Origin of the sequence: Sphaerotilus hippei (genome assembly GCF_003201595.1) — a bacterium.
GTDB lineage: Bacteria > Pseudomonadota > Gammaproteobacteria > Burkholderiales > Burkholderiaceae_C > Sphaerotilus > Sphaerotilus hippei.
The window spans coordinates 144,446-158,217 of sequence record NZ_QJJS01000006.1 but is presented as its reverse complement, the minus strand read 5'-3'; the positions used below and the strand labels follow the sequence as shown (position 1 = coordinate 158,217).

Below are 13,772 nucleotides of genomic sequence, written 5' to 3'. Positions count from 1 at the left end.
CGGTTCCGGCTGTACCATCGCAGCCGCAATTCCAAGAACAAGCGCACGAACGAGCATGCCCAGCACCCCCACTTCCGGCACGTCGCAGGCGGCCCCCGCCCAGGCCGTGCAACTGCCCCACTCGCCGCTGCCCGACTACTACGGGGACGGGGACGGCGCGGCACGCGAGACCTTCCTGCGCCAGACCTTCGACGACACCGCGGTCGACTACGACCGCCTGGAGAAGATCCTCGGCCTGGGCACCGGCTCGTGGTACCGGCGCCAGGCGCTGATGCGTGCCGGCCTGAAGCCGGGCATGAACGTGGTCGACGTGGGCATGGGCACCGGACTGGTGGGCCGCGAGATCCTTGCGCTGACCGGCGAGCCCGGGCGCCTGATCGGCGTCGATCCCAGCCCCGGCATGATGGGCCAGGCCTCGCTGCCCGCGGACGTCGAGTGCCGCCTGGGCCGCGCCGAGGACATCCCGGTGCCCGACGCCAGCGCCGACTTCGTGGTCATGGGTTATGCGCTGCGCCACATCGCCGACTTCTCGGCCGCCTGCCGCGAGTTCCGCCGCGTGCTGCGCCCGGGCGGCACGCTGCTGGTGCTCGAGATCACCAAGCCACGAAGCGCCCTGGGCACCCGCCTGCTGAAGGCCTACATGCGTGGCGCGGTGCCGCTGGTCGCTCGCATGGTGTCACGCTCGCCGACCAGCCCGATGCTGTGGCGCTACTACTGGGACACGATCGAGGCCTGCGTGCCGCCGGCCGCGGTCGTGCGCAGCCTGCAGGAGGCCGGGCTGGCCGACGTGCGCCGCCACGTCGAGCTGGGCATCTTCTCGGAATACCTCGCCCGCGGCTGAAGCCGCGGCGTGATCCCGGGGCCGGCCGGCCCCGGCCGGTCGTTCAGCCCAGGCGGCCGAGCAGCAGGTACTCCATCAGCGCCTTCTGGACGTGCATGCGGTTCTCCGCCTCGTCCCAGACCACCGACTGCGGGCCGTCGATGACGTCGGCCATGACCTCCTCGCCGCGATGCGCCGGCAGGCAGTGCATGAACAGCGCGTCCGGTCGGGCCTGGGCCATCATGTCGGCGTCGACGCACCAGTCGGCGAACGCGGTCTTGCGGGCCTCGTTCTCGGCTTCGTAGCCCATGCTGGTCCAGACGTCGGTCGTGACCAGATCGGCGCCGCGGCAGGCCTCCTGCGGATCGGCGAAGACGCGGTAGCAGTCGCTGCTGCGGATGCCGGCCACCGCCGGATCGACCTCGTAGCCGCCCGGCGTGCTGACGTGCACCGTGAAGCCCAGCGTCTCGGCCGCCTGCAGCCAGGTGTTGGCCATGTTGTTGCCGTCACCGACCCAGGCCACGACCTTGCCCTTGAGGGACGCCAGGTCGTAGCCCCGGGCGCCCACCGGCGCGCGGTGCTCGAGGTAGGTGAACAGGTCGGCCATGATCTGGCACGGGTGGAACTCGTTGGTCAGCCCGTTGATCACCGGCACGCGCGAGTGCGCGGCGAAACGCTCGATCTTGGTGTGCTCGAAGGTGCGGATCATCACCAGGTCGACCATGCGGCTGATGACACGCGCGCTGTCCTCGATCGGCTCGGCCCGGCCGAGCTGGCTGTCGCCGGTGGTCAGGTGCACCACCGAGCCGCCCATCTGGTACATGCCGGCCTCGAAGCTCACGCGGGTGCGCGTGCTGGCCTTCTCGAAGATCATCGCCAGCGTGCGGTCGACCAGCGGCGTGTACTTCTCGTAGTTCTTGAAGCGGGTCTTGATCAGGCGGGCCCGCTCGAACACGTAGGCGTACTCCTCGGCACGCAGGTCCTTGAACTGCAGGTAATGCTTCATGAGGCTCATCCCAGGTTTCATGACGTCGTGCCGGTGCTCAGGAAGTCCTTGATCAGCGGGCACAGGATGGCCACGATCTGCTCGGCTTCCTCGACCGTCAGGATCAGCGGCGGCACCAGCCGGACCACGCTGTCGGCGGTCACGCTCAGCAGCAGGCCGGCTTCGGCCGCACGGCCCAGCAGCACGCCGCAGGGGCGGTCGAGCTCGATGCCCAGCATCAGGCCGGCCCCGCGGATCTCGAGCACGCCCGCCACGCCCTCGAGCTCGCGCGCCAGCGCGGCCCGCAGCGCGGCGCCGACGGTGGCGGCGTTCTCGAGCAGGCCGTCCTCGGTCATGATGCGCAGCGTCTCGACGCCGGCACGCATGGACAGCGGGTTGCCGCCGAAGGTCGAGCCGTGGTTGCCCGGCTGGAAGATGCCGGCCGCCCGCGGGCCGCAGACCACCGCGCCGACCGGCACGCCCGAACCCAGCCCCTTGGCCAGCGGCATGACGTCGGGCTGGATGCCGGCCCACTGGTGCGCGAACCACTTGCCGGTGCGGCCGATGCCGCACTGCACCTCGTCGAGCATCAGCAGCAGGTCGTGCTCGTCGCACAGCCGGCGCAGGCCCTGCAGGTAGTCCCAGCGCGCCGCGTGGATGCCCCCCTCGCCCTGGATGGTCTCCAGGAACACCGCGACGACGTTGGGGTTGCCACGCACCGCGGCCTCGACGGCCTCCAGGTCGTTGAGCGGCACCCGCACGAAACCCTCGACCAGCGGGCCGAACCCGGCCTGCACCTTGGGGTTGCCGGTGGCCGACAGCGTCGCGATCGAGCGGCCGTGGAAGGCCTTCTCGTAGACGATGACCTCGGGGCGCTCGATGCCCTTGTCGTGGCCGAACTTGCGCGCCAGCTTCAGCGCCGCCTCGTTGGCCTCCAGGCCGGTGCTGCAGAAGAAGGCATTGCTCAGGCCCGACAGCTCGACCAGGCGTGCGGCGAGCTGCTCCTGCAGCGGCACGTGGTAGTAGTTCGAGCAGTGGATCATCCGGCCGATCTGCTCCTGCAGCGCCGGCACCAGCTTCGGGTGCGCATGGCCCAGCGTGTTGACCGCAATGCCGCCCAGGCCGTCGAGGTATTCACGACCTTCGGTGTCCCACACCCGGCAGCCTCGGCCGTGCGACAGCGCGATCGGCAGTCGGCCGTAGGTCTTCATCACGTGGGGATCGTCGAACGTCGCGTGCGGCGCAGCGGAAGTCATCAGGGCTCTCCTGCAGCAAAGCTGAAAAACAAAGGCGCCCCGTCAATCAGGGCGCCTGGTCCATTGTAAGGACAGATTCCGCACACACGGCGACAGTGCGCTGACAGCCAGTGCTGCGACACTCACGGATGATGGCGAGACGCCCGTATCGCTCTGGAGCGTGGTCGGCATTCGCAGGACCACGGACCTCCATGCTGCTGCACTGCAGCACAATACGGATTTTCGTGGACAGTGCCCGCGGCCCGGCCGGGCGAGGATCGATTCAGGTGACGAACATCAACAAACCGCGCGAAGTCTTCATCCAGGGCATCACTCAGGACGGCCGAACCTTCCGTCCCAGCGACTGGGCCGAGCGCCTGGCGGGCGCCATGTCGTGCTTCCGCCCCGGTGGCACCAAGGCCGCCGGCCTGGGCGCGGCGATCGGCTACTCCCCCTACTGCATCCCCACGGTGATCGGCAGCACCAAGTGTGTGGTGGTCAACGAGGCGCTGCGCGAGATCGAGCCGATGGCCTGGGAGTTCGTGATGAACTTCGCCCGCGACAACAACCTGCAGGTCTCCGACGCCTGCCTGCTGCCCGACCCGCCACGCAAGCCGTGAGCGCGGCCGGTCGCCGCCCTCAGACCTGCGTGCCGTCGTCGCCGACCACCGGTCCGCGACCGCTCCAGCGCTCCAGCGCCAGGAAGATCACCGGCGTGATGTAGAGCGTCACTGCCTGCGACACCACCAGGCCGCCGACCACCGCCAGGCCCAGCGGCTGGCGCAGCTCGGCCCCCGCGCCCAGCCCGAGCGCGATGGGCAGCGCCCCCATCAGCGCGGCCAGCGTCGTCATCATGATCGGCCGCAGGCGCAGCAGGCAGGCTTGGCGGATCGCCTGCTCAGCAGCCATGCCCTGCTCGCGCTGGGCCTGCAGGGCGAAGTCGATCATCATGATCGCGTTCTTCTTGACGATGCCGATCAGCATCAGGATGCCGATGGTGGCGATCAGCGTCAGGTCCTGGCCGAAGAGCTGCAGCGTCAGCAGCGCCCCCACCGCCGCGGACGGCAGGCCGGCCAGGATGGTCAGCGGGTGGATGTAGCTCTCGTAGAGCATGCCCAGCAGCAAGTAGATCACCAGCACCGCCAGCCCCAGCAGCACCAGCTGGCCGGACTGCGAGTCCTGGAACACCGCCGCATCACCGCCGTAGGTGCCGATCACCGTGGCCGGCATGCCGAGCGTGCGCACATGGCCGTCCAGCTTGGCCGTGGCCTCGCCCAGCGACACGCCCGGGGCCAGGTTGAAGCTCAGCGTGATCGCCTGCAGCTGGCCCTGGTGGTTGACCGCCATCGGCCCGAGCGTGCGCTGCACGGTCGAGAAGGAGCCCAGCGGCACCAGCGCCCCGCTGCGCGAGCGCACCTGGACCTGGGCCAGCGCCGCCTCGGACTGGCGGTCGGCCGCGGCCGCCTCCATCACGACCTGGAAGGTGTTGCCCGGCAGGTAGATGCTCGAGACCTGGCGCTCGCCGAAGGCGCTGTAGAGCGCGCTGCGCACCTGGGCCATGTCGACGCCCAGCAGGTTGGCGCGGTCGCGGTCGATCTGCAGCGTGGCCTGCAGGCCACGCTGCTGCGCGTCGCTGGTCACGTCGCGGAACAGGCCGTCCTCGCGCAGCCGGGCCTGCAACCGGCCGGCCCAGTCCCCCAGCGCGTCGGCGCTGACGCTCTGCAGCGAATACTGGTAGCGGCTCTTGCTGGCCCGCCCGCCGATCTGCAGGTTCTGCACCGGGCGCAGGTAGACCGCCACGCCCGGGATGCCGCGCAGCTGCTGGCGCAGGCGGTCGACCACCTCGGCCATCGGCGGGCGCTGGCCGCGCGGCTGCAGCGTGACGAACAGGCGGCCGGTGTTCTGGGTCGAGGCGTTGTTGCCGCCACCGAAGAAGGCGCCGACCGTCAGCACCGCCGGATCGGCCCGGAAGACCGCCGCCACCTGGTTCTGCACGGCCAGCATGGCCGGGAAGGAGATGTCCTCCGACGCCTCGGTCGTCACCTGGATCTGACCGATGTCCTCTTCCGGGAAGAAGCCCTTGGGGATGTGCTGGAACAGCAGCACCGTCAGCACCAGCGTGGCCAGCGTCAGCGCACCGATCCACCAGCGGTGGCCCAGCGCCCAGTCGAGGCTGCGGGCATAGGCCCGCAGCAGCGCGTCGAAACCCCGCTCGAACGCCCGGCCCAGCGCCCCTTCCTCGCGGTAGGCGGTGTGGGGCTTGAGGAAGCGGCTGGCCAGCATCGGCACCAGCGTCAGCGAGACGACGGCCGACACCAGCACCGACAGGCCCACCACGACCGCGAACTCGTGGAACAGCAGGCCGATCACGCCGGGCATGAAGAAGATCGGGATCAGCACGGCCACCAGCGACAGCGAGATCGACACGATGGTGAAGGACATCTCGCGGGCGCCCCGCAGCGCGGCCTGGAACGGCGGCACGCCCTCCTCGACATGGCGCGCGATGTTCTCGAGCATGACGATCGCGTCGTCGACCACCAGGCCGACGGCCAGCGTCAGCCCGAGCAGCGAGACGTTGTCCAGGCTGTAGCCGCCCGCGTACAGCAGCGTCAGCGCGCCGATCAGCGAGACCGGCAGCGACAGCGCCGGGATCAGCGTGGCCACCAGCCGGCGCAGGAACAGGAAGATCACCAGCACCACCAGCACCAGCGTCAGCAGCAGCGTCAGGTTGACGTCGTGCAGCGCCTCGCGCACCGACAGCGAGCGGTCGTTGAAGGGCGTGATCTGCACCGAGGCCGGCAGCTGGGCGGCAAAACGCGGCAGCAGCGCCCGCACCCGGTCCACCACCTCGACGGTGTTGGCGCCGGGCTGGCGCTGCACCGCCAGCGTGATCGACGGCTCGCCGTTGAACGAGGCGGCGGTGCGGGTGGTCTCGACGCTGTCCTGCACGTCGGCCACGTCGCTCAGGCGCAGCGGGGCGCCGTCCCGCTGGCCGATGATCAGCCGGGCGAACTCGGACGCCCGCGCCAGCTGGCGGTTGGCCTGCAGCGTCAGCGTCTGGCGCGGCCCCTCGAGGATGCCCAGCGGCGTGTTGGGGTTGGCCGCGGCGATGGCCGTGCGCAGCTCGTCCATCGTCAGGTTGCGGGCCGTCAGCGCCTGCTGGCGGACCTGGATGCGCACCGCATAACGCTTCTGGCCGAAGATCGACACCTGGGCCACGCCGGGCACGGTCGACAGGCTGGGCGAGACCAGGTTCTCGGCGAAGTCGTTCAGCTCGGCCGCATCCATCGACGGCGAGGTCATCGCCAGCAGCAACACCGGCGCGTCGGCCGGGTTGACCTTGCGGTAGGACGGCAGCGTCGTCATCTCCGCGGGCAGGCTGCGCTGGGCACGCAGCAGCGCGGCCTGCACGTCGACGGCCGCGGCGTCGGTATCACGCGACGGATCGAACTCCAGCGTGATCGAGCTCTGGCCCAGCGTGTTGACCGAGCTGATCTGCGCCAGGCCGGCGATGGTGGAGAACTGCTTCTCCAGCGGCAGCGCGACCGAGCTGGCCATGGTCTCGGGGCCGGCGCCCGGCAGGGAGGCGCTGACCTGGATCACGGGCGTGTTGTACGTGGGCAGCGCCGCCACCGGGATGCGGGCCAGCGCCACGATGCCCGCCAGCACGATGGCCAGGTTCAGCAGCACGGTCATCACCGGCCGCCGGATGAACAGGTCGGTCCAGTTCATCGTGCCGGGCCCGATGCACCTGCGGCGGCGGCCGCGGCCGCCAGACGCACCCGGGCCCCTGGCCTCACGTTCTGCTTGCCCTCGACGATCACCCGCTCACCGGCGGCGATGCCGTCGACGGCCACCCAGTCGCCGCTGCCATGGCGGATCTGCACCACCCGCGGCTGCGCCAGCAGGTCGGGCCCGACCACATAGACCGAACGCTCGGAGCCACGCTGCACCAGCGCGGCCTGCGGCACCTCGACCGCATCACGCAGCGTGCGCAGCGTCAGGCGCACCGAGACGTACTGGCCCGGCCAGAGCTGGCGCTTCGGATTGGCGAAGCTGCCCTTCAGGCGCACGGTGCCGGTGGTGCTGTCCACCGCGTTGTCGATGAAGCTCAGCTCGCCGTCGAGCGTCGCACCGCCATCGCGCTCGCTGCCATTGCCATTGCCATTGCCATTGCCATTGCCATTGCCGCTGGCCGACGGCCCGGACGCGGCCGGACCGGGGCGCTCCCCCGCGCCCGGCAGGCGCGCCGTCAGCTTCAGCGCCGCCGTGCGGGCCTGCAGCAGGCCCGACAGCTCGCGCTCGGGCACGGTGAAGGTCACGCCGATCGGATCCATCTGGCTGATGGTCACCAGCGCCGGGCTGCTGGCACTGACCTGCGCCCCCGGATGCACCGACACCGCACCGGCCCGACCGGCCAGCGGCGAGCGGATGACGGTCTGGCTCAGCGCCACCTCGGCATCCCGCACGCCGGCCTCGTCGGCGGCGATGACGGCGAGCTGACCGTCGAGCTGGGCCTGGATCGTGTCCACCGCGCTGCCGGTGACGAACTGCTGGTCCGCCAGGTCGCGGGTGCGCTGCAGCTGGCGCTTCAGGTCGGCCAGCGTCACCCGGTCGCGCGCGAGCTGGGCGCGGGCCTTGTCGAGCGCCGCACGTTCGCTGCGATCGTCGAGCCTGACCAGCAGCGCACCGCGGGGCACCTCCTGGCCGTCGCGGATCAGCACCTCGTGCACGGTGGCGCTGGACAGGCGCGGCCGGATCTCGACCGTGTTCAGCGGCACGGCCGTGCCGGAGGCCTCGACGCTGACCGACACGTCGCGCACCCGGGCCGGCACCACCGACACCTGGGCCGGTGGCCGCTGCGCGCCGGAGGCCGCTGCCGCGCTCCCCGCCCCATCCGACGGACCGCAGGCCGACAGCAGCAGCGCCAGCGCCAGACAGCCCCCCGCCAGGAGGAACGAGCGGGGCCGCAGGCCCGGAAGATCTGCGCCCGTCGGGCTGTGCGTCAGTGGAGACATCGGAGACAGGATGAGGTGAGCGGAGCGGTCTGAGGACAGCGCGCAATCTAACATCGAGACCGCTGCCCGCGTGTCGGGGAGAACCGGTGGCCGCCACCCGCCGGGGGCTCTCGAGGCCTGGCGACATCGTCCTACGCCACGACGGGCCGCGGACCGGCATCACCGGCGGCGCGGCCGGGCTGCAATCGCACGATGCCCTCGAACACGCCGATGACCTGGACCCGGTTCTGCGCCATCAGCCACCGGGCCGCCCGGGCCTGGGTCGACGATCGGGCCTCCAGCATGGGCGCGGCACTGGCCTACTACGCCCTGTTCTCGCTGGCGCCGCTGCTGCTGATCGTCGTGTCGGTGGCCGCACTGGTGTTCGATGCACAAGCCGCGCGCCATGAAGTCGTGGCGCGGCTGCGCGAACTGGTCGGGCCGGCGGGTGCGGCGGCCGCGCAGGGGGTGATCGAGGGCGTGGACTGGCCGCGCGGGAGCTGGCCGGTCTCGCTGCTGGGGGTCGGGCTGGTGCTGGCCGGCGCCACCACGGTGCTCACGGAGCTGCAGGGGGCGCTCGACCTCATCTGGCGCGCACCACCGGCGCCACGCCAGGGTGTCTGGCGGCTGATCCGCGCCCGCGTGCTGTCCTTCGTCCTGATCCTCGGTGCGGGCCTGCTGCTGCTGATGCTGCTGTTGACGGGCACCGCGGTCGCCGCGCTGCGGCGCTGGTGGTCGCCCCTGCCGGGCCCCTGGCCGCTGCTGATCGAGGTGATCGACTTCTCCACCAGCTTCGCGCTGCTCAGCCTGCTGTTCGCGATGATCTACAAGCTCATGCCGCGGGTGCCGGTGGCGTGGTCGGATGTCCGGGTCGGCGCGCTCGTGACCGCCCTGCTCTTCAGTGCCGGGCGCACGCTGCTGGGCCTGTACCTCGGCCACAGCGCCGTCGCCTCGGGCTTCGGCGCCGCGGGCTCGGTGGTCGCGCTGCTGGTCTGGATCTACGGCTCGGCGCAGATCTTCCTGCTCGGGGCTGAATTCACCCGGGCCTGGGCCGACGAGGATCGGTCGGCCCAAAACAAAAGGGACCGCTCCGATGAAGAAGCGATCCCTTGAAAGATGGTGCGGCTGGCAGGATTCGAACCCACGACCCCTTGGTTCGTAGCCAAGTACTCTATCCAACTGAGCTACAGCCGCATTGTGCGGATTGACGTCTGGTGCGGCTGGCAGGATTCGAACCCACGACCCCTTGGTTCGTAGCCAAGTACTCTATCCAACTGAGCTACAGCCGCCCGCGTCTTTCACACATTCGACGTTTTTGCGTCGAGAAAGAGAATATACCGCGCTTTCGAGTGACCCGTCAAGTGTTCTGAGCAATTTCTCGATAACAGCGCTGCACCAGCGCCTGGTCCTCGTCGTTCTCGGCGATCGTGGCCAGGCTGCGCCAGGCCTTGCGGCGCAGCTCGCGGTCGGCCGACGGCATCGTCGCGGCATTCTCGAGCAGGCGGCGGGCACGGCCCCAGAGCTGGCGCTCGGCCATCGCGCAGCCGACCGCATGCGACAGGGCCGCATCGCCCGGGGCCGCCGCGACGGCCTCCTCCAGCAGCGGCAGCCAGTCGGCCGACAGGCCGGGCAGCGCCTCGACCAGCGCGTCCTGCACATCGCGGCGTTCACGCTCGCCCAGTTCGGCCAGGCGCTCCCAGTGCGGACGCAGCCAGCCGCGCGCCTCGGCCGCGGCATCCATCGCCGCCGCATGCCGGGCCGCGCGGGACGCCACGTAAGGATCACGCCGGTCGGCCGCATCGAGCTGGGCCCAGATGCGGCGCAGCTGCTCGGCGTCGCGGGCCGTGTCCAGCGCCTCGACCGCCAGGCTGCGCAGCAGGCCCTGCGCCGCCACGGGCCCGAAGGCCTGGTGCTTGGCCAGCAGGCGGGCGGTCTTGAGCGCCTCGATGGGCTGGCGCGCCAGCCGGGTGGCCTGCAGGCGCATGCGCAGGGCCAGCGTGCGGCGGGCCACGCCGGCGGGCAGCAGCGCCAGCTGGTCGAGGGCGCGCTCGGCATCACGGTCGTCGAGCGCCCATTCGGCGCTGAGCAGCCGGGCCCCTTCGGCCACGGCGCTGCCGGTGGCCAGGCCACCGGCCAGGGCCTGGGCCTGCGAGAGCTGCTGGTCGCGCCGCTCGCGGTCCTGCAGGCGGTGCAGGCCGCTGGCGGCCAGCAGGTGGGCCAGCGCGCCGAACTCGACGTCACGGTCCAGCTCGGGCGTCATGCTCTGCAGCTCGAGCGCCCGCTGGGCCGACTTGTGCGCCCGGCCGTAACGCCCGGCGAACAGGAAGGCGAGCGACTCGCGCAGCGCCGCCTGGGCCGCCCGCTCACGGCGCTGCACCCGCCACAGCCGGGCCCGCTCCGGCAGGCCGACGAGCTGGTTGAACGCACCGACCAGCGCATAGACCAGCACGCCCGACAGCAGCATCAGCAGCAGGAAGAAGTTCAGCGACAGGTCGAAGCGCCACGGTGCCCAGTAGATGGACACCAGGCCGTCGTTGGCACCGAGGATGGTCGCCGCGAGCACGGCCACCACGAAGAGCAACAGGGTCCACACCACGGAACGCATGGCAGCCCCTCAGCGCACGACGCTCAGCGCGGCGATGGCCGACAGCGTCTCGTCGGGACGGGGCACGCTGACCTGGCGGCCCTGCTGCTGCACCTGCCGGATGAGGTCGCTGATGACCTGGGTGCGCCGGGCGTTGCCGTCGAAGTAGCGGTTCACCGCGCCCTGGCAGTCGTCGAGGTCGGACGCCGCCGCCTCGTACTGGCGCGACAGCAGCGACAGGCGGGCATTGAGCAGCCGCAGCTTCAGGTTCTCGCGCACGAAATAACCCTGTTCAGGAGCGACCAGCATGCCTTCGGGCCGGTCGATGCGGGTCACGCGCAGCAGGCCGCGCACCTCGTCCCAGACCGCCAGCAGGGGCTTCTGCACCGACTGCCACTGCAGCTCGACCCAGCCGGGGGCCGATGCCGCCGCGGCGGCGGCCTTGCCGGCCTGCTGGACCGACCGGGGCGGCGTGTGGCTGCTGCGGCTCGCCTCGTCGTTGCGGGTCGGCGCCGGACGCATCGACAGCAGCGGCAGCTCGTCGACCAGGCGCACCGCCTCGTCGAGCTTGATCAGCAGCACCCCGACATCGGGCACGCCGACCGCACGGACCCGCTCGAGGTCGCGGGAGATGGCCCGCCGCACCCGCTCCAGGCGAGGCTGGTCGACCCGGCCCAGGCGCTCCTCGGAGGCCCGCAGCGCCGACACCAGCGGCTCGGCGCTGCCGGTCAGCGCGCTCTGCTGCAGCGCCACGCGCAGCGAGGCCTCCACATCGGTGACCAGGTTCTCGTCACGCGAGCGCGACAGCGACAGGATCAGCTCCTCCAGCTGGCCCCGCTGCAGCGCGACCTCGGAGAGCTTCTCCTCCAGCACGCTGACCTTGGCCGCGCTCTCGCGGGCCAGGTCCTGCGACTGGCGCGCCAGCAGGCGCGCCTCGGCCGACTGCTCGGTGCTGCCCTGCTGGCGGCGCACCAGCTCCTGCTCGATCGCGCCGACCTGGCGATGGGTCTGCACCGCCTGCCAGGTCGACACGGCCGCCAAGCCGGCCATCAGGGCCATGCCCGCCCACACCCAGGTCGGTGCATGCGCCGGCATCGACGCCGGTGCGGGCACGGAGGCCGATGCGACCGACGGGGCCGGGGCCGGTGCAGCCGCAGGGGCCGAGGCCGCCTCGGGAGGCGGCGCGACGGGCATCGTGGCACTGTCCGGCGGAGTCAGGCTGCGGGAGGAGGCTTGTTCGTCGGTCACTGGCGTTCACTCGGGTGGTCAGACCACGAAGGGATCTGCAAAGGTGCGCGTCGATTGTATCGAGGGGGTGCGCCGATCCGGCACACGCTCGGGCCGATCCGATCAGTCCAGCGAAGCGACGACGGCCGCCGCATCCGGCGACACCGGCCTCACCTCGGCAAAACCCAGCCGCCGGGCCGTCTCGGCGATGCGGGGATGGGTGGCCAGCACCGGCAGCGACCGGGCCGCCCGCAGGCGCTCGGGATCGTCGACGAGGTGCGCGGCCAGGTGCTCGATGCACTGCGAGCTGCTGAAGAACCACACCGGACGCGCCCGCCCGGTCGCCTCGGCCTGCGCCAGCAGCGAACGCAGCAGCGTGACCTCCGCGGTCGACCAGCACGGCGGCTGGCGCCGGTAGGCGGCCAGCAGGTCGACGCCCGCTCCCGCGGCGCACAGGCGCTGCGCCAGCCAGTCGCGGCCGTCCTCGCCCCGCACGATCAGCACCTGCGCGCCGGTCCAGTCCCGCCGGGCCAGCACCTGCTGCCACAGGGTCTCGGCGTCGAAGCGCTCGGCGTCGTGCGCCGGCGCATCGATCAGCCCGGCCGGCACGCCGCACTGCAGCAGCGCGGCCTCGGTGCCCGGGCCGGTCGCGGCAGCGCGGGTGTCCGCCGGCCAGGGGGCCGCCGCCGGGCGGCCGGCGAAGAACTGCAGCACCGCGTTCGGGCTGACGAACATCACCAGCCGGTGCTGCGCCAGCGTGCGCCAGGCCGACCGCAGCACCGGGCCGTCGGCCTCGAGGGCCTCGATGCGCATCAGCGGCAGCGCCACGGCCGGCTGGCCGCGGGCGGCCAGGTCACGCACCCAGGCATCGGCCTGCGGCTGCGGCCGGGTGACGACCAGCAGCGCGCGGCGCGATGCCGCCGCATCAGCCATGGGCGAGGCGGTCCAGGATGTCCCGGCCGCCAGCCTCGATCAGCTCGGCGGCCACCCCCTGGCCCAGCGCCTCGGCGGCCGTGGTCGTGGCGACCCGGCTGCGCTGCTGCGCCCGCAGCATCGGCCGGCCGGGCTGCAGCGGATCGCCCAGCCGGGCCTCGAGCGCCAGCGCCCCGTCGGACCAGAAGGCATAGGCGGCCAGCGGCATGCTGCAGCTGCCACCCAGGGCCCGGGACACCGCCCGCTCGGCGTGCACCGCCAGCCAGGTCGGCGTGTGGATCAGGCCGGCCAGCGCGTTGCGCAGCGGCGTCGCGTCGGTGCGCACCTCGATGCCGAGCGCACCCTGCCCCGCGGCCGGCAGCATCCATTCGGGCGAGATCACCTGGCGGATGCGCTCGGCCAGCCCCAGGCGCTTGAGCCCGGCCGCCGCCAGCACGATGCCGTCGTACTGGCCCTCGTCGAGCTTGCGCAGACGGGTGTCGAGGTTGCCGCGCAGCGGCTGCACGTCCAGGTCGGGCCGCCGGGCCTGCAGCTGCACCACCCGGCGCAGGCTGGAGGTGCCCACGCGGGCGCCCTGCGGCAGCGCCTCGATGCTCTCGAAGCTCGAGGACACCCAGGCGTCGCGCGGGTCCTCGCGCTCGAGCACCGTGCACAGCGAGAACCCGTCGGGCAGCTCCATCGGCACGTCCTTGAGCGAGTGCACCGCCAGGTGGGCACGGCCCTCCTCCAGCGCGGTCTCGAGCTCCTTGACGAACAGGCCCTTGCCGCCGACCTTCGACAGCGCGCGGTCGAGGATCTGGTCGCCGCGGGTCGTCATGCCCAGCAGGTCGACCGACCAGCCCAGGCGCTCGGTCAGCAGGTCTCGGACATGCTCGGCCTGCCACAGGGCGAGCCGGCTTTCTCGGGTGGCGATGACGCAGGGGTCGGGCAAGGTAGTCATGGCGCGATTGTCCCTCAGCCCGCACCCGCCCGAAGCGGGCACGCCCCATGC

Annotated in this window: 11 protein-coding genes and 2 tRNA genes; 3 read left to right on the top strand and 10 right to left on the bottom strand. The window is 71.7% G+C overall.

Translation table 11 applies throughout. The features are described from left to right. Positions 1–55 precede the first annotated feature (55 nt). Positions 56–841: a class I SAM-dependent methyltransferase gene (locus C7444_RS08680; protein WP_110400447.1), complete on the top strand. Its 786-nt coding sequence runs from the start codon at positions 56–58 to the stop codon at positions 839–841. A 43-nt stretch (positions 842–884) separates the two neighbouring features. On the opposite strand, the gene argF is transcribed toward C7444_RS08680, so the two are convergent. Beyond that, complete coding sequence (argF, locus tag C7444_RS08675) at positions 885–1,847, bottom strand: ornithine carbamoyltransferase (protein ID WP_110400446.1); 963 nt, start codon at positions 1,845–1,847, stop codon at positions 885–887. Next, a complete protein-coding gene (locus tag C7444_RS08670) occupies positions 1,844–3,061 on the bottom strand; it encodes an aspartate aminotransferase family protein (RefSeq protein WP_110400445.1) in 1,218 nt (405 codons plus the stop codon). The genes argF and C7444_RS08670 overlap by 4 nt, the downstream gene beginning before the upstream one ends. 266 nt (positions 3,062–3,327) lie before the next feature. On the opposite strand from C7444_RS08670, the gene C7444_RS08665 reads away from it, so the two are divergent. After that, positions 3,328–3,660: a DUF3579 domain-containing protein gene (locus C7444_RS08665; RefSeq protein ID WP_245909467.1), complete on the top strand. Its 333-nt coding sequence runs from the start codon at positions 3,328–3,330 to the stop codon at positions 3,658–3,660. A 19-nt stretch (positions 3,661–3,679) separates the two neighbouring features. On the opposite strand, the gene C7444_RS08660 is transcribed toward C7444_RS08665, so the two are convergent. Further along, positions 3,680–6,772, bottom strand: coding sequence for an efflux RND transporter permease subunit (locus C7444_RS08660; RefSeq protein WP_110400443.1), 3,093 nt, complete (start codon positions 6,770–6,772; stop codon positions 3,680–3,682). After that, positions 6,769–8,058, bottom strand: a complete 1,290-nt coding sequence (locus C7444_RS08655) for an efflux RND transporter periplasmic adaptor subunit (protein WP_170130683.1) — start codon at positions 8,056–8,058, stop codon at positions 6,769–6,771. The genes C7444_RS08660 and C7444_RS08655 overlap by 4 nt, the downstream gene beginning before the upstream one ends. Positions 8,059–8,250: 192 nt before the next feature. Between C7444_RS08655 and C7444_RS08650 the strand changes: the two genes are divergently transcribed. Further along, a complete protein-coding gene (locus C7444_RS08650; RefSeq protein WP_245909466.1) occupies positions 8,251–9,150 on the top strand; it encodes a YihY/virulence factor BrkB family protein in 900 nt (299 codons plus the stop codon). 4 nt (positions 9,151–9,154) lie between these two features. On the opposite strand, the gene C7444_RS08645 is transcribed toward C7444_RS08650, so the two are convergent. From C7444_RS08645 to hemC, 6 genes are all read right to left on the bottom strand, one after another. Continuing rightward, positions 9,155–9,231: transfer RNA gene (locus tag C7444_RS08645), tRNA-Arg, on the bottom strand. Between the two features lie 18 nt (positions 9,232–9,249). Beyond that, a tRNA-Arg gene (locus C7444_RS08640) sits at positions 9,250–9,326 on the bottom strand. A gap of 68 nt (positions 9,327–9,394) precedes the next feature. Next, positions 9,395–10,642 carry a heme biosynthesis HemY N-terminal domain-containing protein gene (locus C7444_RS08635; RefSeq protein WP_110400440.1) on the bottom strand — a complete coding sequence of 416 codons (1,248 nt, stop codon included), beginning with the start codon at positions 10,640–10,642 and terminating at the stop codon, positions 9,395–9,397. Positions 10,643–10,651: 9 nt separating this feature from the next. Further along, the gene (locus C7444_RS08630) at positions 10,652–11,815 is read right to left on the bottom strand and encodes a uroporphyrinogen-III C-methyltransferase (protein WP_110400439.1); all 1,164 of its coding nucleotides are present in this window, start codon (positions 11,813–11,815) and stop codon (positions 10,652–10,654) included. A 156-nt stretch (positions 11,816–11,971) separates the two neighbouring features. After that, positions 11,972–12,781 carry a uroporphyrinogen-III synthase gene (locus C7444_RS08625; RefSeq protein WP_110400438.1) on the bottom strand — a complete coding sequence of 270 codons (810 nt, stop codon included), beginning with the start codon at positions 12,779–12,781 and terminating at the stop codon, positions 11,972–11,974. Further along, the gene (gene hemC, locus C7444_RS08620; protein ID WP_110400437.1) at positions 12,774–13,721 is read right to left on the bottom strand and encodes a hydroxymethylbilane synthase; all 948 of its coding nucleotides are present in this window, start codon (positions 13,719–13,721) and stop codon (positions 12,774–12,776) included. Before hemC ends, C7444_RS08625 begins: the two co-directional genes overlap by 8 nt. Positions 13,722–13,772: the final 51 nt, after the last annotated feature.

Excerpts from the sequence above, each read along its gene's own strand:
- argF (WP_110400446.1), bottom strand. The coding sequence starts at position 1,847 with ATGAAACCTGGGATGAGCCTCATGAAGCATTACCTGCAGTTCAAGGAC.
- hemC (WP_110400437.1), bottom strand. The coding sequence starts at position 13,721 with ATGACTACCTTGCCCGACCCCTGCGTCATCGCCACCCGAGAAAGCCGG.
- C7444_RS08650 (WP_245909466.1), top strand. The coding sequence starts at position 8,251 with ATGCCCTCGAACACGCCGATGACCTGGACCCGGTTCTGCGCCATCAGC.
- C7444_RS08655 (WP_170130683.1), bottom strand. The coding sequence starts at position 8,058 with ATGTCTCCACTGACGCACAGCCCGACGGGCGCAGATCTTCCGGGCCTG.
- C7444_RS08660 (WP_110400443.1), bottom strand. The coding sequence starts at position 6,772 with ATGAACTGGACCGACCTGTTCATCCGGCGGCCGGTGATGACCGTGCTG.
- C7444_RS08630 (WP_110400439.1), bottom strand. The coding sequence starts at position 11,815 with ATGCCCGTCGCGCCGCCTCCCGAGGCGGCCTCGGCCCCTGCGGCTGCA.
- C7444_RS08670 (WP_110400445.1), bottom strand. The coding sequence starts at position 3,061 with ATGACTTCCGCTGCGCCGCACGCGACGTTCGACGATCCCCACGTGATG.
- C7444_RS08635 (WP_110400440.1), bottom strand. The coding sequence starts at position 10,642 with ATGCGTTCCGTGGTGTGGACCCTGTTGCTCTTCGTGGTGGCCGTGCTC.
- C7444_RS08625 (WP_110400438.1), bottom strand. The coding sequence starts at position 12,781 with ATGGCTGATGCGGCGGCATCGCGCCGCGCGCTGCTGGTCGTCACCCGG.
- C7444_RS08680 (WP_110400447.1), top strand. The coding sequence starts at position 56 with ATGCCCAGCACCCCCACTTCCGGCACGTCGCAGGCGGCCCCCGCCCAG.